This is a genomic window from Paenibacillus elgii NBRC 100335 (assembly GCF_004000865.1).
GTDB lineage: Bacteria > Bacillota > Bacilli > Paenibacillales > NBRC-103111 > Paenibacillus_G > Paenibacillus_G elgii.
This window is the reverse complement of sequence record NZ_BIMB01000005.1, coordinates 85116-106965: the sequence shown is the minus strand read 5'-3', so window position 1 is coordinate 106965 and position 21850 is coordinate 85116. Positions and strand designations below refer to the sequence as shown.

Here is a 21850-nt window from a genome sequence, read left to right as displayed (position 1 = left end):
GGAAGGAGGAACCGTATCATGAGCACAATCGCCGCCAAAAAGGGCGCTTCCGTACGCGTCGGCCCGCTGCTGGCCTGGACGATCGTCTGGATTTTTCTGCTGAGCATCGTCATCGCGATATTGTATCCGGTCGTCTTTACGCTATTCGGCTCGTTTAAGTCGAATTTCGAGCTGCTGAACAGCACGAGCATCTGGCCGAAGGAATGGCATTGGAAAAACTACGCCGAGGCGTGGGAGCGGGCCAACTTCGCGAAATATACGTGGAACAGCTTGTTTATCTCTATCGCGTCCACGGTTATCAATATCATCGTCTGCTCGATGGGGGCTTATGCGCTCGGACGGCGGATGTTTCCGGGACGCGGCCTCATCATGGCCGTCCTTGCGGTCACGATGTTCATCACGATCGGGGCCATTACGTACCGTCCGCTCTACGACATGATGCGTGAGGTGCATTTGCACAAGTCGCTGTGGAGCATTGTGCTGATCTTCGTCGGCACGCATTTGTCCTTTAATATTTTTCTGCTTGAGCGGTTCGTACGCTCCATTCCGAAAGACTTGGATGAGGCTGCGACGATCGACGGCTGCGGATTTTTCGGAATCTATTGGCGCATTATTTTGCCGCTGCTTACGCCGGGGCTGGGAGTCGTCGGGCTGTTCACGTTCCGCGAGTCGTGGAACCAATACGTGCTCCCGCTTATTTTTACGATGACGAATCCCGACTTGCGGCCGCTGACGGTCGGCGTCATCTCACTGAAGTACTCCGCCAATGCTGCTGCGGAATGGCACTTGATGCTGTCCGGCTCGATGGTATCGATGCTCCCGATTCTGGTCGTTTACTTCCTGATGAACAAGTCGTTCATCGCCGGTATGACTAGCGGCTCCGTCAAGGGGTAAGCACGAGGACGTGCGAAAAGAAGCCTGCATCAGCAACGATGCAGGCCTTTTTGTACTTTTGTAAGTTATAACGAACAGCGGATCATCATTACTTCAGCTGCTTGATGATTTCCAGGTGCTGGTCGTTCGCTCTTTTCAACTCGTTGTTGTAGTTGTCTCTCAGGAAGTTCAATTGATCCCTCAGCGCCTCGATCCGCTGTTGGGCCGATCCTTTGGCATGGATCTGCGTGATCAGCGTCTGAACATTCGTCAACTGCTTGTTGAGCTCGGCCTTGGCTGCTTCCGCCGCCTTGGAATAATCGCCGGCCAACGAATTCAGCCTATTCGAAATATCCGTCTGCTTCGTCTCGGCTTCCTTCAGCGCCTTGTTATATTCCGCCTGGCTGGAGTAGGTTCCCGGGTTATCCTTGCGGATTTGGGCGATTTGGTCCTCCAACTGCTTTTTGTTCTGATTGTAGTTATCCCGGATCGAATTCACGAGTTTGTCGTACCGCTCATTCTCAAGCTTGACTCTGTCCGGCTGCGCCGAAGGATTCGTATTCGGCAACGTCGTGTTACCGTTGCCCATATCGACTTTGCGGATCAGGACGTCGTTGGAAAATTCGCTGACGGACAGCAAGGTGCCTTTTTTGTCATAATGAGAGATGATGCCGTTCATCATGTTGTTCTTAAAATCCCCGACCAGCTTCTCGCCCTTGGTCGTCGTGTAGGTTCCTTTGCCTTCGCGCCGTCCGTCGAAGAAATCGCCTTCGTATACGTCGCCGTTCTTGTAGACGAGCTTGCCGGCTCCGCTCGGCTTGTCATTATCGAAAGGACCGGTGTATTTGTCGCCGCTGTCGTAGTACAGCGTTCCTTTTTCCCGCTCGCCGACTGAGAAGGTGCCGTCGAATAGCAGTGAGCCTGTGGAAGTGTACTGCTTGCCGGAGCCGGTGCGTACCCCGTTTCTTAAATTCCCGTCAAATTCCAGCTGGCCGTTCTCGTGGTAACTCTTGAGGTGACCGTCTCCGGGGAGCCCGTTCGACATCGTACCATCGAACAGCAGCTTGCCGCCCAGGTTGTACAGCTTGCCCCGTCCTTCGGGATACCCGTTCACCATCTGGCCGGTATACCTGTCTCCATTCGGATAGGTATAGTCTCCTTTGTCGGGCTTGGTCGTGTCGGTGCCACTGCCCGGTTTGGTTCCGGAGTCTCCACCGCCGGGCTTGGAGCCGCCGCCTGTGGTCCCGCCGGAATTCCCGGGCCCTGTTGAATCGGCCGGACTTTTTATATGTACCGACATGCTTTTTCCATCCCATGTCACTTCTTTGCCGCTCGCTTCGCTGACGAACCGCAGCGGGACGAACGTATTGCCCTCAACCAGCCGGGGCGCAAGCTCAAGCTCGTTCAGCCGCTCGTTGATATAAGCGTCCGTATCGTCGATGACCAGCTTAATGGAGAGGTCGTCCTTCGTGCCGGTTACGGTTTGCGTAGCCTCGTCCCAGCCGACCGTGAGCCCTATTTTTTCAAAAATCGGCCGGAATTGAACCAGCGTCGTTCCATTGTCCAAGATGGGCTGAACTTCGAATTTGATGGGCTTGCCGTCCAGATACACGCGCACCTGCGGATCGGCTGCGCCTGCCAAACCCGGTGCCGCAAGCGCCGTCCACAGCAAACAGGCCGGCAGCATGGCGTACCATTTGTTCATACAGAATTTCCCTCCTATTCGTCCTATACTTTTCCATTTTACAATATTCTACAGGATGTGTCGAAAAAAATTATATTCGGGGCTGCTGAAGGTAAAGAAAAATAAATCGTGCTAGAAAACGCTCACAAACTGTAGTAGAATAGATCGAGTATTTACAAAATGTATATGGAATAAGGCATACCTGTCTGAAAAGCGGGGACGCAAAGCCATGGGTCTGCCCTTCCCGAACGGGAAGAACGATCGCCAGGTTGCCACTGTTGTGACATTCCGCCACTTCAACGCCAACCATAGAAGCCGGGCGCGCCGCTGCGGTTTTTTTCGTGCGTTCGGGACCGACACAGATAAACAGGAGGGGGTCCGTTTTATGAGCAAGTGTCCGTTTCATACCATTGCCCGTTGGTTTGGGAAAGACGGCGCCGCGCCGGAGGGACATGTTTCGTTATTACAGCAGGACAAGCTGAACGCAGTTAAGGTCACCTGCAAGGTGAACGATGCGGAGCTGGAGGCGCAGCTTAAAATGATCGCTTTGTCCGAAGAGGATCTGCGTATTCTGGCCATGTTTAAGCCTATGATCGAGGGACAGATCGACGAGATTGTCGATTCGTTTTACAAAGCCGTGCTGCAAGTGGACAAGCTGGACCGGATTATACGTGACAATTCGACCGTTGAACGGCTGACGCGGACGATGAAGACCCATTTGGCCGAACTGCTCGATGGCAAAATGGACCGGGCGTTTGTAGAAAAGAGAACGAAAATCGCCCTGATTCATGAGCGGATCGGACTGGAACCAAAGTGGTATTTAAGCGCTTTCCAAAATCTGCAGAACGGATTTATCGACGCTGTCGTCAGCCAGGTTCAGTACAAAGACGACATGGTGGCGATTAACCGGGTGTTGACCAAGCTGTTCAACTTCGAGCAGCAGCTCGTGCTGGAAGCGTACGAAAAGGAGAATTTGCGCCAGCGGGAGCTGCAGCATGAAAAATACCGCAACGATCTGCGCATGTTAAGCGAGGAGCTCGCCGCGCTGACGCAGGAAAACAACGCAGTGGTCGAGACATTAATCTCGACGAGCAGCGACGTGAAAGAAGCCTTTGCCTCGATGGCGGAGCAGTCAAGATCGAGCCAGGTGATGGCCGGCACAGGGCAGGAGCAGATTCAGGCGCTGGAAGCGAAAATCGTCGTCATTCACGAGCGGGCCGATCATATGCAGCAGTCCGCCGCGCAGCTGAACGAGCTGTCGTCGCAGATCAAGGATATCGTTACGATCGTACAAGACATTGCGGCGCAGACCAATCTGCTTTCTCTGAATGCAGCCATTGAGGCGGCTAGGGCCGGCGAGCACGGAAGAGGATTCTCGATTGTCGCCGACGAGGTGCGCAAATTGTCCGACGATACGAAGAAGACGCTGACGCGCATTGCGGATATCGTCACCGAATCGGATAAGTGCAACGACCGGGTCGTACGATCGATTCACGAGGTGCGTCAAGTCGTGGAAACCAGCCGTACGGAAGCGCTGGAAGCGCGAAGGGTGTTCAGCGAAATCGTACACTCGATGCAGACGAATATCGATCAGACGGAAGAGGTCGGCAGCGAGATGGATCGGCTGGTACATACGATCGGCGAAATAGGCAGTGCGGTAAGTCGGGTGGCATCGACCGCAGAGACGCTGCGGGATAAAGCGTAAAAAAAGGCTGGTGCATAACGGGCGGAAAAGGCGATAATGTCTATAGACAAACCGAAAGGGATGAGCTGACGAATGAACGTAAATATCATGGGAAGCCGGATGACGCACAGCAAAGAAAACGGCTACGTGGGCCATGTCGAGTTTCAATATGAAGGGCATGAAGCGCCGTACGAAATTACGCTGCACAGCAAAAATGCGAAGGATTGGAGCTACAGCCTGATTTTTTCCAAAGAATCGGGATCGGAAGAGGACATTCTTGCGGTAGAAGAAAGGCTGGAAGAAGACGACGATTTCTACGACCTGCTTGTGAACGCGGCGCTGCAAAGCTTGCCCCGTTAAAAGGAAAGCCGTTGGTAATTTGTTCAATAATTCGCCACTTAAATTCCACGCAAATCCTATTGACGAAACATTTACAAATAGGTATGATGGGACTGTAACCGAATACAAATTGGCGTGTTACCGATAAAAGGGCATGAGCCAGGAAAAGACTAAGAACAAAAGTCTTTTTTTGGCTCTTTTTTGTTTGCCGTCAGCTCGGAACGTAAGGAAAGGTGGTGGGTTAGGCTATGCAAGCGAATCGTCTGCTTCGAATCGAGCGAGTCATCAGCAATAATGTGCTTATGGTGTTGGATTCGGATTCCGGGAAGGAGTACGTGCTGCTGGGCAAGGGCATCGGGTTTTCCTCCAAAGGAAGCGGGACGATCGAGGCTCAAGACCCCCGCATTGAAAAACGATTTCGGCTGGACAATCGCGATCAGATGAGCGAGTATCACACGCTGCTGGAAGGAATCGACCCCGAGGTGATCCGAATCTCCGAGCGGATCATCGATAGCATTAACGGGCAATTTTCCGAGCCGCTGAACAACAAGGTATACTTTGCGCTTCCAAGTCATATTCAGTTCGCGGTATACCGGCTCAAGAACGGGATGGATATCGTCAATCCGTTTCTGCAGGAAACGCTGCTGTGGTTTCCCAAGGAGTACGAAATCGCGCGAAGCGCGGCGGCAATGATCAGCGAGGCGTTCGGCATCGAAGTTCCGGAGGACGAAATCGGATTTTTGACCTTTCACGTCCATTCGGCGGTGTCCAGCGTTCCGGTCGGAGAACTGGTGAAGTTCTCCAACCTGGTAAACGAAGCGGTCGCAGTGGTTGAAAGCGAGCTGGGTGCCCCCATTCCACGCGACAGCATGGATTATGTCCGGCTCATCACGCATTTGCGGCATGCGATCGAACGGATTGCCCATGGCAAAGTCGTTCGCAACCCGTTTATGAACGAATTCAAAACCCAATACCCCGAGGAATACCGGTTGGCCGCCGAGCTTGGCTCTCTCATCGGGCAGCGGCTGGAGACGGACGTTCCCGAAGATGAGATCGGCTATATGGTCATGCATTTGTACCGGCTGTTTCAAACATATCCGGGAGAGCGGTCAATACATTAAGGGAGGAATCAACAGATGTTCTCAAAATGGCTAACGAACAAGACGAAGACGAATCGGCTGGAAATCGCATCTCCGATAACGGGCAAGGCCGTAGAGCTCGAACAGGTTCCCGACGAAGCATTCGCAGGCAAGCATATGGGCGAAGGGGTGGCCATCGAGCCGACGGAAGGCAAGCTGGTCGCTCCGTTCGACGGCACGGTCGCGCACCGGATCGATACGAATCACGCGCTCATTCTGGAGCACGAGTCGGGCGTCCAGCTCTTGGTTCATATCGGGATCAACACGGTGGCAATGCGCGGCGAAGGGTTTACGTCCCACGTATCTACGGGCGACAAGGTGACGGCCGGCCAGACGCTGATCGAATTCGATATCGAGCGTATTAAGGAAGCGGGCTATCCGCTGATTACTCCGGTTATCATCGCCAACGGCGAAGAAAGCGTATCGGCCGTGGAATACCGATTGGGGCCGGTCCGTGCGGGAGACGCCGGACTGCTGAGCGCGGTTTTAAAAAAATAACATATACTTTTCGAAAGGGTTGAGTGATTATGCTCGCTTCTTTGCAGAAAGTCGGAAAAGCCCTGATGCTTCCCGTCGCCGTCCTTCCGGCGGCCGCCATCCTGATGCGGTTCGGGAATATTGATTACGTGAAAGACTTTCATATGGGGGATAGCGTCGGCGGGTTTCTGAACCAGTATATCGCGCCGTTCCTGAACGCCGGCGGCTCCGCAATATTCGATAACCTGCCGCTGATTTTCGCGGTCGGCATTGCGATTGCTTTCATCGGAGATGCGGTCGCGTCGTTGGCTGCTGTAATCGCTTACTTGGTATTGACCAACGTATTATCTAAAATTCCCGCGGCTTTCCCGGCTCTTGTCGATAAAGACGTGAAGCTGAACATGGGCGTGCTCGGCGGCATTCTCGCCGGGGCGCTGGCATCCTACTTTTATAAAAAATACCATAATATCAAGCTGCCTGATTGGCTAGGCTTTTTCAGCGGCAAGCGGTTTGTGCCGATTATTACCTCGCTTGCGATGGTGCTGATCGGGATCGTATTCGGGATTATCTGGGGTCCGATTCAGCATGCGCTGGACGAACTCGGACGCTTCATCGTTGGCTTGGGCGGCTTCGGAGCCGCAGGGTTTATGATCGGCAACCGGCTGCTGCTGCCGTTCGGCCTGCATCACGTGCTGAACTCGATCGCCTGGTTCCAGATCGGCGACTTTACGGATGCGACCGGCCAAGTGATTCACGGGGACTTGTACCGCTTCTTCAAAGGCGACAAGTCGGCCGGGATGTTCATGACCGGATTCTTCCCAATGATGATGTTCGCGCTCCCGGCCGCTGCACTCGCGATGGTGCATACGGCGAAGCCGGAAAAGCGCAAAATCGTCGCGTCCATGCTGTTCGGAACAGCATTCGCCTCGTTCCTGACCGGAATTACGGAGCCGTTGGAATTTGCCTTCATGTTCCTCGCTCCTGCTTTGTATGCCGTACACGCCGTACTGGCCGGGGTAGCCGGTTATGTCACGTATGTGCTTGGCGTGAAGCACGGCTTCGGGTTCTCTGCGGGCTTCATCGACTATGTGCTTAACTATCCGCTGGCAACGAAGCCGCTCTTGATTATCCCGATCGGTCTTGCGTTTGCGGTCGTCTATTACTTCATGTTCCGCATCCTGATCGTGAAGCTGAATCTGAAGACGCCGGGCCGGGAGGACGACGACATCGTCGAGGCTGCCGTTGTAGAAACGGGAGCTGCGCCTGCGGGCAAAACGCCGGCTGCTCAAAAGGCGGGCCAAGTGTTGGCTTCCATCGGCGGCGCCGACAATATCGTAGGACTGGACGCTTGCATTACCCGGCTGCGGCTGGTCGTGAAGGACGAAGCGGCGGTTGACGATAAAGCGTTGAAGGGTTTGGGCGCCTCCGGCGTCATGCGGCTCGGTCAAGGCGCGGTGCAGGTTATTTTCGGACCGCAATCCGAGCAGCTGAAAGACGAGATTAAGAAGATCATGTAAATTTGCCTGCTGCAGGCAACCATTCAGATAGAGAAATATAAACTATACGGAACAAGGAGTGCAGAGCGATGCAAAACGACTATATTGTTCAAAACCTGTTGGGGCTTCACGTTCGTCCCGCCAAAAAAATTGTGGAGGCGGCCGGACGCTACAAGGAATGCAACATCTTTTTGGAAAAATCGGGTAAGCGAGTCAGCGCGAAAAGCCTGGTAAACGTGCTCACCATCGGCGCCAAGCACGGAGATACCGTTACGCTCATTACCGAGGGGGAGCAGGAAGAGGCGGCGCAGGAGGAGATCGGCCGCATTCTGGCCGAATATTCCGAAGCGCCGGCCCGGAAGGAGGGGTAACCGTGCGGCTGCAGGGAGTTGCCGCGGCGTCGGGGATTGGGATCGGCGTCGCGAAGGTGATGCGGGAGGAGCGGCGACCGGAACGGCTTCCGATCCGGCCGGAAGAGACGGATGCCGAGCTGGAGCGGCTGGCTGAGGCGATCCGCCGGGCGGACGAGGAGCTGCAGGAGATCGGCCGGGACTTGACGGACCGGGGCCGGGAGCAGGAAGCGGAAATTTTCGAAGGCCACCGGCTGTTCCTTCAGGATGAAGAGCTGATCGGCAAGGCTCAGACGATCATCCGCGAGGAGCGAATCTGCGCGGAAGCGGCGCTGGACGAAGCGATGCAGGAGACCGTCGCGCTGCTGGAAAGCCTGGACGACGAATATTTGCGGGAGAGAGCTGCGGATATCCGCGACGTGACACGCCGTGTAATCCGCAAGCTGCTTCATGCCGATGAGCCTGTGGACGCGCGTTTGACGAACGGGCCCTTCATTCTGATCGCGGATGAGCTGACGCCTTCACAGACGGCCCAGCTTGATCCGAAATCGACGGCGGGCTTCGTCACCGCTTCCGGCGGCAAAACGTCGCATTCCGCCATATTGGCCCGCTCGCTCGGCATTCCGGCGATCGTCGGTTTGGGCGAGAGCCTGTTCCAGGTGCAGGACGGCCAGCGGCTCATCGTCGACGGCCGCGAAGGCGTCGTGCTCGTCGCTCCGGCAGAGGAGCAGCTTGCCGCCTACCGCAAAAAAGCAAGCGAGCAGCAGGCGTTGGCCGAGCGGTACCGCGCGTTTGTAGACTGCCCGTCCGTGACGCTGGACGGCGCGAGCGTCGAGCTCGTCGCCAACATCGGCTCGCCGGCCGATGCGGAAGCAGCCGCACGCGGCGGGGCCGAAGGCGTAGGGCTGTTCCGCACGGAGTTTCTATACATGGGCCGCGACTCGCTGCCGACGGAGGACGAGCAGTACGAAGCGTATGCGGCGGCGGCCCGCGCCTTCGGACCGGAGGCGCCGATCGTCATCCGCACGATGGATATCGGCGGGGACAAGGAGCTGCCGCTGCTGGGGCTGCCGAAGGAAGAGAACCCGTTCCTCGGCTACCGGGCGATCCGCATTTGCCTGGACCGGCCGGAGCTGTTCAAGACGCAGCTTCGCGCCATTTTGCGGGCCAGCGCGGAGACCAACGTCAAGATCATGTTCCCGATGATCGCTTCGCTCCGTGAATGGAGACGGGCCAAGGCTGTCCTGGAGGAAGCCAAAGCGGAGCTGCGGGCCGAAGGCCAGGCGTTCCGGGACGATCTGGAGACGGGCATCATGATCGAAGTGCCGGGAGCGGCGCTGATGGCGGACCGGTTGGCCAAGGAAGTCGATTTCTTCAGCATCGGGACGAACGATCTCGTGCAGTATACGATGGCGGCCGACCGGATGAATCCGAAGCTGGCGCACTTGAACGACCCGCTTCAGCCTGCGGTGCTGCGTTTGATCGATCAGGTCATCCGTGCGGCGGAGCGAGAAGGCAAATGGGTCGGCATGTGTGGGGAAATGGCGGGGCAGCCGCACGCGGTACCGATTCTGCTCGGCATGGGCCTGCACGAGTTCAGCATGAGCGGCGTCCACGTGGCGCGCACGCGGGCGCTGATTGCGAAGCTGGACCGGAGCGAGATGGGCAGGCTGGCGGAAGCGGTGCTTGAGCTTGACGAGCCGGATGAGATCCGCAGCGAGGTCGAATCGCAGCTTCCTTGGCTGCGCGAGTATTTATAGAAGCTAAGGCACGGCGTAGGGCGTATGAGCCCGCTGCCGTGCTTTTTTGCTGGAATGAACTGTAAACTTGACGATGCCTTTTGTGAACATTACAATAGGTAGTGTGAGGTGCTTTCATGAAAATACATTCATTCAAAACGAACGAAAGCGGATTAAACCGCTTTTTCGGACCTCTGGAAGCAAAAATCATGCATATCCTGTGGAACGGTCCGGAGATGGCGATCAAAGACGTGCAGGCGAGGCTGGCCAAGGAGCAGGCAATCAATTTCAATACGGTGATGACGGTCATGAACCGGCTGGTAGACAAGGGCGTGCTGCGCAAAAGAGCGCAAGGGCGCGTTTCCTTATTCCAGCCCACCCAGTCGCTGGAGCAGTTTCTCGAAACCCAATCCAAAGAGCTGACGAACGATTTGCTTGAAGAATTCGGACCGCTTGTCGTGAACCATATGCTGGACGCCTTGGAAGAAGCGGACCCGGCGCTTATTGAGCAGCTGGAGCAAAAAATTCAAGCTCTGAAAAAGGAAAGATAGCCTATGTGGGAAAAACGTTCCAGGACCCTGTTCCTTACGGGCCTTGGGTTGTCGGCCCTGATCATGTCCCAGATTATCGCGTATGCGCTGCATTTGCTGTTCGGCTTGGAACTCAAGCATAACCTGATCCAATTTTGCGCCACTACGGCGAGCATCTACGGCCTGGACGGGGTGGTGTACGCCTTCGACATCGTCGTGTTCTACACGTTGCTGCTGACCGCGGGACTCGTCATCCAGCAGCAATGGGCGTCGTGGCGCGCGTTTCGGCGCTTGCAAAGCAAGCGGGATGAACGGATGACGGCGGAATTGAACCGGCAGTACGGCAGCGGCAGTGAGCCGATACTGGTCGTCGCGTGCGATGAGCCGCGCGCGTTTACGATGAACCTGTTGAACCCGAAAGTCGTGTTATCGACGGGCTTGATCCGGCTGCTGGATGCGAGGGAGCTGGAGGCGGTCATCCATCATGAAATGTATCATCGGAAGCATGGCGATCCGCTGAAAACGTTCGTGCTGTCCCTCTGCTCGTCGGTCATGGGATACGTCCCGCTGCTCCGGTGGGTGCACCAGAAATACCGGACCGTTCGCGAGGTGCTCGCGGACAACTATGCCATCGAACAACTGGGCTCGTCCGTAGAGATCGGCAGCGCCTTGCTGAAGCTTCTGAAGCATAGAAAATCGGAAAAGATGGTATTTTCCTACGTCTCGTTCGCAGACAATTCGATCAATTGCCGTATTCAGCTTATTTTGGACCCGCAATTCGAGATTCCGTTCAAATTGCCGCTGAAGCTGACCATGATTTCGTTCCATGCGGTGCTTTTGCTTGGTGCGATGTTTTTCTTCGCCACCCTCTAATCGAGTAGGAAAGAACCGCTGCGCGGCGGATTATTTTTCCGTCCGGCGCATTTTTTTGCGGTCGTACACTACAATAAGTAGTGCGGTGGTGAGGAGGTGATGCGGATCGGATGAAGCGAGGCGGACGAAAGGGAGAGGTTCCGAGTCAGCCCGAAATTGGGAATTAATTCAAGGAGGAATGTATGAAATGACCATGTTTTCTGAGTTGGGAGCTTTGATTGTACGTATTGTATTGGGAGTGACTTTTCTTTTGCACGGGCTCCAAAAGTTTCAATCGGGGATTGACAAAGCCGCAGGCTTTTTCCAAAGCGTCGGCTTGCCGGGCTTCCTGGCCTATGCAGTCGGCGGAATCGAGCTGATCGGCGGCATTTGCATGATTCTCGGTCTGGGCGTGCGCGTATTTGGCGCATTGTTTTCGATCATTATGCTTGGCGCGATCTTGACCGTCAAGATGTCGCAGGGATTTATCGGCGGGTATGAATTCGATCTTGCGCTGTTCGCCATGTCCCTGCATCTGCTGATTAGCGGGAACCGTGTGCTTGCGGTGGATAGCTTGTTCCGCAAGCGGAGCGCAGAAGGGGCGAGCGCCTAGCGCGCTTGAAGTCGTTTTGCGATCGTGCAGCATATGGCCGAACGAGGGGCTGTCTCAAAAAGTAGAGCGATCTACTTGAGAGACAGCCTTCTTTTGTATAGCCGTGAAGTGAAGGCTGCGGGTTCAGAATCGAGCGCTGTCGATCCGGATTGGAGTATGGTATAGTTGGAACGTAGGAGGCATAGAGCAGCGCCATAAAAAGAAATCGCACTACATCACTATAGGAGACTTACCCAAATCATGGAAAAGAAAAACGTACATTTCGGCGGCGTGCTAGCCGGCATATTGGTAGATCAGGTCACTTCGTTCGTCTCTTCGCTGTTGATCGGCACGATCTACATCACGTCCAATCATATCGGTCCAAGCGACATTTCCAAGGTGTACGCGGATACGCCGATTTTGGCGATTTACCTGCTTGTCGGCTTGTTCTGCACGGGGCTTGGCGGGTATGTATCGGCTTCGGTAGCGAAGCGGGACGCCTACTTCCATGCTTCGATTATCGGCGTCGTTGGTGCCGCGATCGGCTTTTATTATTCCTTCGCCAACGCCGAGGTTCCTTTATGGTATCATCTCACCGGCTTCTTGGCCGTCATTCCCGCCGCCTTGCTGGGAGGTCACGCCGCTTTCTTGAAAAGACGGCGGGCTAACCCGGACAAGCCGTCCGGCAGCGGGCCGAAGCCGGATTGACCGGGGGGGCGGGGTATCCACTTCCGGTCGCTCTTGTCCGCAGGAAATTTTGATTTGAAGCCGCTTCGCAGCGGATATTTCCCGCGGACAAAGGCGAACACTATCGCTCCTCCAGTGCATACCCCACCTCCGTATGGTTCTCTATTTCAGCCAAATACCTCTTTCTCAACACTCTGGAGGGGCTGTCCTAAGGGGTAGCCCCTTCGTTTTAACAATGCTGCTAATGGAATTTAAAATCATGGGGTCAGCGTCTGAACGTACATGGTCACCAACGTTTCGATGAGTTCATCCGATTCCGCCCTCAGGGTGCCCGAATCGTCGCCGAAGCTGCAGATCGACATCACGTGCTGGAACAACTGTCCGTAGAACATTCGAGCCAGCAGCTTGAAATTCGCGTCCCGAATCACATGTCTGGCTGCCAAATCCAACATATAATTCGCCAAATGTTCCTCCAGACGTTCCGGAATGGTGCGGACCACGTCCGCACAGGAAGGGTTGCGCGGAACTTCCATGATGCCGATGCGAATGAAATCGAGATTCTCCAAGTGAACCTCCTGATATTTTTGTGCCAAGACTGTCAGATCCTCCCGCAAGCGGCCGGTCAATCGGCGATTCACGTCGTCCGACAGCAGGGTGGTCGGAAATCTGGCGTTCAGCACCTCGCGGAATAAATTTTCTTTGTTCTTGAAGTGCCGGAATAATGTAATCTCGTTCACGCCGGCTCTTTCGGCAATATCTCTTGTGGAAGCCGCCTCGTAGCCCTTTTCGGAGAAAACGGCCAGAGCCGTGTCGATCATGCGGTCCCTCGTTTTGGATTTACTCAATGCTGGAGCACCTCTTTATTGTGAATTGACATCCTAATTATAATTCTGTACAATCACAAATGCAAGTAAGTACTTTCATTCATTTCTGTTCGAATTACAATTCTAAGGGAGGCTGTACTCATGATTTTGATCACCGGAGCTTCGGGCAACGTAGGGCAAGAGATTGCGCAGCAATTGCATGGCCAAGGGCATAAAATTCGGGTGGTGAGCCGGAATCCCGGCGAATGGCCTGCAGACGTCGAAGTGATTGCCGGCGATCTGGCCGATCCGGCGATGATGCACAAGGCGCTGTTAGGAGTCAGGAAAGCTTTCCTAATGGCGGTTCCTGGCGGCGAGTCCTTCCCGACAGTAGCAAAAACACTTGGAGTAGAGCATCTCGTATTTCTCTCTTCCAGCGCAGTGGAGATCGGTGCAGACAATCCGATTACTCGTATGCATTCGCGTATGGAGGAACTGATCGTGCAATCCGGTATACCTTTTACCTTCTTAAGGCCGGGGCCTTTTATGTCAAACGCGCTTCATTGGGCAGAAACGATACGGTCGGAGCGAAGAGTCCGTGCGCCATACGGCGACGCGGGGCTCGTTCCTATCGACCCCCGGGATATCGCCGCCGTAGCTGTGGCTTCGCTGGTATCCTCAGGCCACGAGGGTCGGATTTACACCTTGACCGGCCCTGAGATTATGACTCCCGCAAACCAGGTGCGGACGATCGCAGAAGTGCTTAACCAGCCGATCGAATTCGACAATATCGCCGAGTCGGTGGCCAGGGAAGAGATGAAGCGGTATATGCCGGAGGAAAAAGTGGACGCCGTACTCCGAATCAGACAGGCTGCGAGCAAGCAGCAAGACGTACGGCCTACGATAGAGGAAGTAACCGGGCAAGCGGCACGCACGTTCAGGCAGTTCGTTGAGGATCATATCGATGTGTACCGTTGAATAAGCGGATCTTGGTAAAAAAGAAAAGCGGTTGAGCAGGCGTAGTACCCTGTCAGCCGCTTTTTGTTTTAAAACACTATATTTAAAACCGCTAGCTTTGTGCCGAGACGGCCTGATGTCCGGGCGAGGCTGCCGACGGGTGCAGCATTTTGCCGCTTTTCCAACGGCGCAGAACGAGAAATCCGCGTAAATATTCATCGGCAATCATCGACGCATAAATTCCGGCCAAGCCCCACTCAAGCCGAATGCCAAGGAAGTAGGAAAACGGTGTTGCAAGCAGCCAGAGCGAGAACACTCCGGTAATCATAATGAACCGGGTATCGCCGACTCCCGTCAAGGCGCTGCCCATGGCCATGTTGATCATTTTCCCCGGCTGCAGCAGCAGATTCAAGCCGAGCAGCGCAACCCCGAGCGCCACAATCTCCGTATCCGCGGTGAACAGAGACAGCGCCTTGCTGCCGAATACGTACAGCAGCAGCGCATTGGTCATGACGACCGCAAGTCCCGTCCACATTCCCCGATAAGCGGCGCGGTAAGCCTCCTGTTTCCGTCCGGCCCCGAAAAGATGGGCGATCTGAATCTGCAAAGCCATGGCGACGGAATACCCGAGGGTGAAGCAAAACGACTCCATCGTATTCATATAGGTCCGCGCCGCCAATTCCTTGGCCCCGAGCATCGCAATGAACGAAAACAAAATCAACTGCGAGAACACCCACGAAGCTGAGTGCACGCCCATGGGCCAGCCGATTTGCATCGTTTCGCGGAACAAAGGGCGATCGAATTGCAGAAGGTCTTTCCAGCCGATCCGGCGCTCGAACGAATGCACGAACAGGAAGGCGAGCACGATCGTAGCCAGCAGCCGGCTGACAAGAGTCGAGACGGCCACGCCGGACAACCCCCATTGCGGGAAGCCGAAGGCGCCGTAAATAAAGGCGTAGTTCAGCACGACGTGAATGACGTTCATCCCGATCGCGATGTACATCGGACCGCGTGTGTTCCCCGTATTACGAATCGCCGTGCTAAGAGCGGCCATGGCGGCGGTCAGCGTCATGCCTCCGCCGACGATGGAGATGTACGTGTCGGCCAGCGGCAGCAGAGCGGCCGGGACCTGGAGCAGCGCGGCGATATCGCGGGCAAAAAGATAGAGCGCGAGGCTGAGCACGGCGCCGATCACGACCGAGATATTGACCGACATGATGGCGACCGTCCGCGCGTCTTCCGGCCTGCGGGCACCGAGCTTTTGTGCGATCAGCACGCCGGCTCCGTTGGCGACCGTCATGAACAAAATCGTGACGGCGGCAAACAATTGCGTCGAAATGCCCACGACGGCAACGGCGCCGTCCGATATGCGGCTGACCATCAGCGTGTCTGCTGTGCCTAGCAAAAACTGTAAAAACATTTCAATAAAAATGGGCCAAGCGAGCACCCATAGCGTAAATTTTTTGTCATCACTCATGTTCCATATCCCCCCTGATGCCGTATTCCCATATCACATTATAGAGCGTATACTTGAAAGCATGTATCAGTATCCGAACTAAAATTATCAATTTATAAACCTGACTTCATAGGATGAGAAGGTGAAAGCGATGCCAATTCTCGAATTTACATCTCCGCCGCTTCCTCACTATTTGGCCAGCGGCTTCTGCGTCATTGCGCCCGGGCGCAAGCATCCGAACCGGCACAACATCGGCGTGTTCGATCTGCTCGTCGTGCAGGAAGGCTGCATTTATATCATGGAAGGCGGCGTTTACTACGAAGTTACAGCTGGACACGCGATTATTCTCCGGCCTGACCGGCATCATTATTCTCCGCAGGGGTGTACAACGGATACGGCGCATTATTGGCTGCATTTCAACACGACGGGCGCGTGGAGAGAGACGGAGGAGGAAGTGCCGCCGCTGCCGTCCGTTTCGATAGAGGAAAAAAGTTTCACGATGCAAACCTTCGCCATCCAGCTTCCCCAGTTTACCAAGCTGCTAAAGCCGACGTCCGTCTACCGGACAATGCAGCAGCTCGGCGAGCTGGAGAAGGAGTCGCACCGCAACTGGGCGCGTTGGAAGCATCAGCAGCTGTTTCAGCAGGTGCTGGAGCAGCTTAACGCTTCGCTGCAAGCGGAAATGCCGCCGCCCGGAGCCGAAGTGGCGGATCAGGCGGCATCCTACCTGCGCCAGCATTTCAAACAATCGGTGACTGCGCAAAGCTTGGGGGAGGCGCTCAATTTTCACCCTGTATATATCGCGCGCTGCATGCAGCGGGAGTTCGGCTGCTCGCCCTTCGAGTATTTGCTGCGGTACCGGCTGGAGCAGGCCAAGCTGCTGCTGCTGCAAACCGACTTTCCGGTCGCCCGGGTGGCCGAAGAGGTCGGCTTCAACCAAGCGGCCTACTTTACGTCCTGCTTCGTTAAAGTGGAAGGCTTGACTCCGCGCGCTTACCGCAAGCGTTTTTCCCAAGCTTGACCGGATACGATGCTGCTACGGGAACAAAGGGGAACGGAGTGCTTGGAAAACGATTGGAAACGACGATGTATGCGGGATGAATGATTGTTCCAGCCTATGATAGTGATAGGGAATTCGTAATTGATGGCCCGGTCGCCCCTCCCTATAATGAAAATCGTTAACCGTCATTCGGATACCGAACGATGGAATCGAAAGGGGGGCAAGCGATGCGGCATTTGCAAAATCAAGATCCCGTGGTGGCGGAAGCCATCCGAAAGGAGCTCGTTCGGCAGCAGGACCATATCGAGCTCATCGCTTCCGAGAACTTCGTCAGCCCGGCCGTCTTGAAGGCAATGGGGACGGTGCTGACCAACAAATACGCCGAAGGCTATCCCGGCAAACGGTATTACGGTGGATGCGAGTATGTGGACCTTGCCGAATCGCTCGCCATCCGGAGGGCGATGGAGCTGTTCGGAGCGGAGCACGCTAACGTGCAGCCGCATTCCGGCGCACAGGCCAATATGGCAGTTTATCTGGCGGCCGTCCGTCCCGGCGATACAATTCTCGGGATGAATCTGGCGCACGGTGGTCATCTTACGCACGGAAGTCCGGTAAACGCCTCCGGCCAAATGTACCGGTTTGTTCCTTACGGTGTGAACGAGGCAACGCACCGGCTCGATTACGACGAAGTGCGGAGCCTGGCGCTCAAGCACAAGCCGCGGATGCTGGTCGTCGGCGCGAGCGCTTATCCGCGAATCATCGATTTCGAACGGCTGGCGCAAATCGCCACCGAGGTCGGGGCTTTGTTTTTGGCGGATATGGCGCATATCGCCGGACCTGTCGCCGTAGGACTGCATCCGAGTCCCGTGCCGCATGCGCACTTTGTGACGACGACGACGCACAAAACGCTGCGCGGACCGCGCGGCGGCATCATTTTGTGCCGCAAATCGTGGGCGTCCCAGATCGACAAGGCGGTCTTCCCAGCAACGCAAGGGGGGCCGCTGATGCATATGATCGCCGCCAAGGCGGTCGCGTTGGGCGAGGCGGCACAGCCGGACTTTGCCGACAATACCGCGCGCGTGCTGACGAATGCGAAAGCGCTGGCCGACGGCCTGCATGCGCAAGATTTGGATGTGTTGACCGGCGGAACGGACAATCACCTGCTGCTGCTCGATCTGCGTAGCATCAAGATGACCGGCATCGATGCGCAGGAGCTGCTCGACAGCGTAGGCATTACGGTGAACAAAAATGCGATTCCTTTCGATACAGCCAGTCCTACGGTCACCAGCGGCATCCGGATCGGGACGCCGGCGGTCACGACACGGGGGATGGGGCCTTCGGAAATGGCCGAGCTTGCGGGCCTGATCGGCGCGGTGCTCAAGCAGCCGGACCATGCCGGAGTCCGCGGGCAGGCGCGACGCAAGGTGGCGGAACTGACGGCGGCTTTTCCGATATATGACGACATCGATTGAAGAAAGAAGGGAATGCCATGGAGTTAGCATCGCTTGAAGCGAAGGAAAGCGCGCTGTTTCCGACCTACGCGCGGCATCCTCTGACCTTCGTCCGGGGCGAAGGCTCGCGGCTGTGGGATGATCGGGGAAACGTTTATTTGGATTTTATGTCGGGACTTGCCGTATGCAATCTGGGCCATGTTCCCCTTCAAGTAAAACGGAGCGTGGAGGAGCAGTTGGGGCGCCTGTGGCACGTAAGCAATTTGTTTCAAAGTCCCCAGCAGGAGGCGCTGGCGAAGCTGCTTGCGGATCATAGCTGCACGGACCTTGCGTTCTTCTGCAACAGCGGCGCGGAGGCGAACGAAGCGGCCATCAAGCTGGCAAGGCGCTATGCCCAGCGGGTGCAGGGTAAGGAACGGTACGAGATCGTGACGTTCGAAAAATCGTTCCACGGCCGTACGCTAGCCACGCTGACAGCGACCGGACAGGACAAGGTAAAGGATGGCTTCTACCCGCTCCCTGAAGGTTTTGCCTATGCGCGATACAACGATATCGAGTCGGTGGAGGCGTGCATTAACGAGCGGACCGCGGCGGTCATGCTGGAACTCGTGCAGGGCGAAAGCGGCGTGCATCCCGCCGATCCGGTATTTGTCCGGGAGCTGGCTCTGTTGTGCCAAGAGCGGGAATTGCTGCTGATCGTCGACGAAGTGCAGACGGGGATGGGGCGGACCGGCAAGCTGTTTGCCTACGAGCACTACGGCATCGAGCCGGATATCGTGACGCTGGCCAAAGGATTGGCGAGCGGCTTGCCCGTCGGGGCGATGCTGGGGAAGCGTAAGCTGCGCGAGACTTTCACGCCGGGCAGCCACGCCTCCACGTTCGGCGGATCGCCAATTGCCATGGCGGCAGGTATCGCCACGCTGCGGACGATGCTGGATGAGCGGCTGCCGGAGCGGGCGGCAGCGGCCGGGCGCTATGCGCTGCGGCGGCTGGCCGCGGAGCTCCAGCATGCCCCGCCGGTGAAGGCGGTCCGCGGGCTCGGGCTGCTGCTCGGCATCGAGCTCGACCGGCCGGTCGAGCCGTTCATCCGCGAGCTTCAGCGTAAGGGCTTGCTGGTGCTGCCGGGAGGGCCTTACGTGATCCGGTTTATGCCGAATTTGTATGTGGCCCACGATGAAATCGACCAGGCGGTGGAACGGCTCGCGGATGCCCTTTTTCAGGCTTCGGACAAATAGTTTCCGCGAACGGGCGCTAAGGAGTTTGAGGGTCTGCCGTTGCGGGAAAAGATGCCGTTACCCGGGGCTTTGGGTTTTGACCGTAGTGATAAGCTGCTCCATAAAGACCCGGCTTGCCGCGCACAAATATTTATTTTTCCGGTAGACGACCCCGATCTGCGTCGTGATCGCGGGATTCGCGATCGGGACAATGCGGATTCGCGGGTCGGCGATATAGTCGAGGTAAGCCATCGGCAGCACGGTTACGCCGACGCCTTGAGCGACCATATTGATGATCGATTCCATCGTCGTCATTTCCAGCACCGGCTGCGGGGCGAAGTCGAACGCCCGGCACCGCTCGTCCAGAAGCTGCCTCAGATGATAGTTGCCCGGCAGCAAAATGCTTGGGGTCTCCCGCAGCGCCTCCAGCGTCACGGAAGATGTCTGCGCGATGGGATGATCGAGCGGAGCCGCGAGGGCGAGCTCCTGCTTACAGAGCGGTATCGTCTCCAGCTCCTCATGCTCCATCGGCATGAAGACGATGCCGAGATCGAGCTCGTTGTGCAGCAGCCCGTTGTAAATATCGCCGGTGCGGAGGCCCTGAACGGACAGCTTGACGTTCGGATACCGCTCGTGAAACGAGATGACGGTCGGGGGTAGTAAATAATTGACGACCGTCAGCAGCGCCCCGATGGTCAGCGATCCGCGCTTTAAGCCCTGCAGCTCGCTAATGGCGGCGCGGGCTTGCGACAGCTCGTGGAACACGCTGTAGCTGTGGCTGAGCAATATTTTCCCCGCCTCGGTAATGATCGTTTTTTTGCCGACGCGGTCGAACAGGGGCGAGCCGATTTCGTGCTCGAGCGTGCGGATTTGCTGGCTGAGCGACGGCTGGGCAATGCCGAGCTTGTCTGCCGCCCGCGTAAAATGCAGTTCCTGGCATACGGCCATGAAGTATTCCAATTGTCTGAGCTCCAAGGGACATTCCTCCGGGATGATGTTCGAATTTAGCTTAATCATAGATTTTGACGATCATTATATAGTAAACGATAGGAAAAAGGAAGGGCAGATGGATGTTCCGTGAAGCTTCATTTCATTCAGCGCGTGCCGTTCGAAACGCTCGGCATCTGCCTGGGCGCACAATTGCTTGCGGAGGCGATCGGAGGCAGGGTTCGTCATAATGACTACCGGGAAATCGGCCGGTCCCGGTCGAGCTGACCGAGGCGGCGAAGCAAAGCCCGGCGTTCCGGGGCTTCCCCGAGCGATTTGTCCCGTTTCATTGGCACGGGGATACGTTTTAGCTGCCGGATCGAGCGATGCGTACCGCTAGCAGCAAGGGCTGTCGAAATCAGGCATTCGTCTACGAAGACCATGTGGTCGGTTTGCAATTCATCTGGAGATGGGTGAAGTGGGAATCGGCCGGATGCTGAAGCACGGTAAGGACGATTTGGTGCAAGGTCCCTACGTGCAGAAGCCGGAGGGGACGGGCCGCACGGAGCTGGTGAGCGCGTCGAAAACGATTTTGTACACGCTGCTGGATGCGATGGACAGGCGCTGTTCGGAGACGGAGCACAGGCTGTACGCTTCCGGCAAGGGACAGATTTACCGGACCATCGGAGACTAGAAAATAGGGGGAATCGGGATGGAGACAGGCTCGACACGCGTAAAAAGAGGAATGGCCGAGATGCAAAAGGGCGGCGTCATCATGGACGTGATGAACGCGGAGCAGGCGAAAATCGCGGAAGCCGCAGGCGCAACGGCGGTGATGGCGTTGGAGCGGGTACCGGCGGATATCCGCGCAGCCGGCGGGGTGGCCCGGATGGCCGATCCGACGGTCGTCGAGGAAGTGATGAATGCCGTGACGATTCCGGTGATGGCCAAAGCCCGCATCGGCCACTATGTGGAAGCCCGGGTGCTGGAGTCGCTCGGGGCCGACTATATCGACGAAAGAGAGGTGCTGACGCCGGCCGACGAGCTGTTCCATATCGACAAACGGGCGTTTACCGTGCCTTTCGTCTGCGGAGCGCGCGACTTGGGCGAGGCGCTGCGGCGGATCGGCGAAGGCGCTTTGATGATCCGCACGAAGGGCGAGCCGGGCACCGGAAACATCGTGGAGGCCGTGAGGCACATGCGGATAATGATCGGCCAAATGCGCAAGGTGCAGAGCATGAGCAAGGATGAGCTGATGGCCGAAGCCAAAGCTTTGGGCGCGCCCTATGAGCTGCTGCTGCATGTTCACGAGACCGGCCGTCTGCCGGTCGTCAATTTCGCGGCCGGGGGTGTGGCGACTCCGGCGGATGCCGCGCTGATGATGCACTTGGGCGCGGACGGCGTCTTCGTCGGGTCGGGCATTTTCAAATCCGACGCGCCGGAAAAGTTCGCCGCAGCGATTGTGGCGGCGGCCACGCATTACACGGACTATTCCTTGATTGCGCAGGTATCCAAAAACTTGGGTACCCCGATGAAAGGGATCGAAATTGCCACGCTGCAAACTGCCGAGCGGATGCAGGAGCGCGGCTGGTAAGCGATC

23 protein-coding genes and 1 riboswitch are annotated in these 21850 nt (G+C 56.4%); of the genes, 19 read left to right on the top strand and 4 right to left on the bottom strand.

Annotated elements, in window-relative coordinates; genetic code table 11:
• Nucleotides 1–18 precede the first annotated feature (18 nt).
• A complete protein-coding gene (locus tag PEL01S_RS05575) occupies nt 19–894 on the top strand; it encodes a carbohydrate ABC transporter permease (protein WP_051775513.1) in 876 nt (291 codons plus the stop codon).
• An 88-nt stretch (nt 895–982) separates the two neighbouring features.
• On the opposite strand, the gene PEL01S_RS05570 is transcribed toward PEL01S_RS05575, so the two are convergent.
• Nucleotides 983–2578 carry a stalk domain-containing protein gene (locus tag PEL01S_RS05570; protein WP_127459658.1) on the bottom strand — a complete coding sequence of 532 codons (1596 nt, stop codon included), beginning with the start codon at nt 2576–2578 and terminating at the stop codon, nt 983–985.
• A 164-nt stretch (nt 2579–2742) separates the two neighbouring features.
• A riboswitch (cyclic di-GMP riboswitch) is annotated at nt 2743–2834 on the top strand.
• A 108-nt stretch (nt 2835–2942) separates the two neighbouring features.
• Between PEL01S_RS05570 and PEL01S_RS05565 the strand changes: the two genes are divergently transcribed.
• From PEL01S_RS05565 to PEL01S_RS05515, 11 genes are all read left to right on the top strand, one after another.
• Nucleotides 2943–4262, top strand: coding sequence for a globin-coupled sensor protein (locus tag PEL01S_RS05565; protein ID WP_127459657.1), 1320 nt, complete (start codon nt 2943–2945; stop codon nt 4260–4262).
• A gap of 72 nt (nt 4263–4334) precedes the next feature.
• Nucleotides 4335–4601 carry a hypothetical protein gene (locus PEL01S_RS05560; protein WP_063181441.1) on the top strand — a complete coding sequence of 89 codons (267 nt, stop codon included), beginning with the start codon at nt 4335–4337 and terminating at the stop codon, nt 4599–4601.
• A gap of 227 nt (nt 4602–4828) precedes the next feature.
• Nucleotides 4829–5701 (top strand): BglG family transcription antiterminator, encoded by an 873-nt coding sequence (locus PEL01S_RS05555; protein ID WP_063181443.1) that lies wholly within the window; start codon nt 4829–4831, stop codon nt 5699–5701.
• A gap of 15 nt (nt 5702–5716) precedes the next feature.
• Entirely contained in the window at nt 5717–6217 is a 501-nt protein-coding gene (locus tag PEL01S_RS05550) for a PTS sugar transporter subunit IIA (protein ID WP_127459656.1), read from the top strand.
• Between the two features lie 29 nt (nt 6218–6246).
• Nucleotides 6247–7713, top strand: coding sequence for a PTS transporter subunit EIIC (locus PEL01S_RS05545; protein ID WP_127459655.1), 1467 nt, complete (start codon nt 6247–6249; stop codon nt 7711–7713).
• Nucleotides 7714–7781: 68 nt separating this feature from the next.
• A complete protein-coding gene (locus tag PEL01S_RS05540; RefSeq protein WP_010492478.1) occupies nt 7782–8063 on the top strand; it encodes an HPr family phosphocarrier protein in 282 nt (93 codons plus the stop codon).
• 2 nt (nt 8064–8065) lie between these two features.
• Nucleotides 8066–9802 carry a phosphoenolpyruvate--protein phosphotransferase gene (ptsP, locus tag PEL01S_RS05535; RefSeq protein ID WP_127459654.1) on the top strand — a complete coding sequence of 579 codons (1737 nt, stop codon included), beginning with the start codon at nt 8066–8068 and terminating at the stop codon, nt 9800–9802.
• 116 nt (nt 9803–9918) lie between these two features.
• The gene (locus tag PEL01S_RS05530) at nt 9919–10332 is read left to right on the top strand and encodes a BlaI/MecI/CopY family transcriptional regulator (protein WP_010492473.1); all 414 of its coding nucleotides are present in this window, start codon (nt 9919–9921) and stop codon (nt 10330–10332) included.
• A 3-nt stretch (nt 10333–10335) separates the two neighbouring features.
• Nucleotides 10336–11184: a M56 family metallopeptidase gene (locus PEL01S_RS05525; RefSeq protein ID WP_063181451.1), complete on the top strand. Its 849-nt coding sequence runs from the start codon at nt 10336–10338 to the stop codon at nt 11182–11184.
• A 187-nt stretch (nt 11185–11371) separates the two neighbouring features.
• Nucleotides 11372–11776 carry a DoxX family protein gene (locus PEL01S_RS05520; RefSeq protein ID WP_010492469.1) on the top strand — a complete coding sequence of 135 codons (405 nt, stop codon included), beginning with the start codon at nt 11372–11374 and terminating at the stop codon, nt 11774–11776.
• 240 nt (nt 11777–12016) lie between these two features.
• A complete protein-coding gene (locus PEL01S_RS05515; RefSeq protein WP_063181455.1) occupies nt 12017–12463 on the top strand; it encodes a hypothetical protein in 447 nt (148 codons plus the stop codon).
• Nucleotides 12464–12699: 236 nt separating this feature from the next.
• On the opposite strand, the gene PEL01S_RS05510 is transcribed toward PEL01S_RS05515, so the two are convergent.
• Nucleotides 12700–13287 (bottom strand): TetR/AcrR family transcriptional regulator, encoded by a 588-nt coding sequence (locus tag PEL01S_RS05510; RefSeq protein WP_127459653.1) that lies wholly within the window; start codon nt 13285–13287, stop codon nt 12700–12702.
• 120 nt (nt 13288–13407) lie between these two features.
• Between PEL01S_RS05510 and PEL01S_RS05505 the strand changes: the two genes are divergently transcribed.
• On the top strand, nt 13408–14223 hold the full coding sequence (locus tag PEL01S_RS05505) for an NmrA family NAD(P)-binding protein (protein ID WP_127459652.1): 816 nt from the start codon (nt 13408–13410) through the stop codon (nt 14221–14223).
• Nucleotides 14224–14314: 91 nt separating this feature from the next.
• Here PEL01S_RS05505 and PEL01S_RS05500 read toward each other — a convergent pair whose 3' ends face one another.
• Entirely contained in the window at nt 14315–15679 is a 1365-nt protein-coding gene (locus tag PEL01S_RS05500) for an MATE family efflux transporter (protein ID WP_127459651.1), read from the bottom strand.
• Between the two features lie 130 nt (nt 15680–15809).
• Here PEL01S_RS05500 and PEL01S_RS05495 point away from each other — a divergent pair, with 130 nt between their 5' ends.
• The 3 genes from PEL01S_RS05495 (at nt 15810) to argD (ending at nt 19344) form a co-directional block, all read left to right on the top strand.
• Nucleotides 15810–16679 (top strand): helix-turn-helix transcriptional regulator, encoded by an 870-nt coding sequence (locus PEL01S_RS05495; protein ID WP_063181463.1) that lies wholly within the window; start codon nt 15810–15812, stop codon nt 16677–16679.
• Nucleotides 16680–16885: 206 nt separating this feature from the next.
• Nucleotides 16886–18130, top strand: a complete 1245-nt coding sequence (glyA, locus tag PEL01S_RS05490) for a serine hydroxymethyltransferase (protein WP_127459650.1) — start codon at nt 16886–16888, stop codon at nt 18128–18130.
• Between the two features lie 17 nt (nt 18131–18147).
• On the top strand, nt 18148–19344 hold the full coding sequence (gene argD, locus PEL01S_RS05485; RefSeq protein ID WP_127459649.1) for an acetylornithine transaminase: 1197 nt from the start codon (nt 18148–18150) through the stop codon (nt 19342–19344).
• Between the two features lie 57 nt (nt 19345–19401).
• On the opposite strand, the gene PEL01S_RS05480 is transcribed toward argD, so the two are convergent.
• Entirely contained in the window at nt 19402–20298 is an 897-nt protein-coding gene (locus PEL01S_RS05480; protein ID WP_127459648.1) for a LysR family transcriptional regulator, read from the bottom strand.
• Nucleotides 20299–20400: 102 nt separating this feature from the next.
• Here PEL01S_RS05480 and PEL01S_RS35140 point away from each other — a divergent pair, with 102 nt between their 5' ends.
• The 3 genes from PEL01S_RS35140 (at nt 20401) to pdxS (ending at nt 21844) form a co-directional block, all read left to right on the top strand.
• Complete coding sequence (locus PEL01S_RS35140) at nt 20401–20538, top strand: glutamine amidotransferase-related protein (protein WP_231884733.1); 138 nt, start codon at nt 20401–20403, stop codon at nt 20536–20538.
• 190 nt (nt 20539–20728) lie between these two features.
• A complete protein-coding gene (locus tag PEL01S_RS35135; protein ID WP_063181472.1) occupies nt 20729–20944 on the top strand; it encodes a hypothetical protein in 216 nt (71 codons plus the stop codon).
• Between the two features lie 18 nt (nt 20945–20962).
• Nucleotides 20963–21844: a pyridoxal 5'-phosphate synthase lyase subunit PdxS gene (pdxS, locus tag PEL01S_RS05470; protein ID WP_127459647.1), complete on the top strand. Its 882-nt coding sequence runs from the start codon at nt 20963–20965 to the stop codon at nt 21842–21844.
• The last annotated feature ends 6 nt before the right edge of the window (nt 21845–21850 follow it).